This window comes from Bartonella vinsonii subsp. berkhoffii ATCC 51672, from assembly GCF_902825225.1.
Classification (GTDB): domain Bacteria; phylum Pseudomonadota; class Alphaproteobacteria; order Rhizobiales; family Rhizobiaceae; genus Bartonella; species Bartonella berkhoffii.
Genome location: NZ_CADEAK010000148.1, coordinates 1 through 459 on the forward strand (window position 1 = coordinate 1; position 459 = coordinate 459).

The 459-nt window shown below is 38.6% G+C and carries 1 protein-coding gene; it reads right to left on the reverse strand.

Annotated features, from left to right (window positions below; all coding sequences use genetic code 11):
- On the reverse strand, window positions 1-459 hold a 459-nt coding region (locus tag J7R10_RS08680; RefSeq protein ID WP_208436472.1), incomplete at both ends, for a lysylphosphatidylglycerol synthase transmembrane domain-containing protein.

Below are 459 nucleotides of genomic sequence, written 5' to 3' on the forward strand. Positions count from 1 at the left end.
GAAAGTTGAATTTTTTTGCTGATGTATAAAGGTCTTAACTGAAACCAACTGCTGAAAGTGTATAGCGCTATAAAGGCGAGTAAAATTACGCCAATTATTGTGCCAAGCCATACGGGAAGATCTTCGTAAATAAGCGTTATGATTTCAGGCTGCAGAATTAAAACGATGCCAGAAAGCAAGATTGTGCCAATTACAAAAGTAAAGGAGCAAAAGCCAACTAATATTGCAACTTCTGTTCCACTTAATCCTTTCATTTTATAAGCACGGTAGCGTACAACAGCACCAGAAAAAACTGAAGCACCGATATTGTGTGAAAGCGCATAAGTGGTAAATGAACAGATGGCAATAAATATCCAAGAAATTTTACGACCAAGATGTTGCAAAGCAATTCGGTCATATCCAGCAAGAGCTGCATAAGCGATGAGTGAACAAAAACAGGCCAGTAACCACTGATGTACC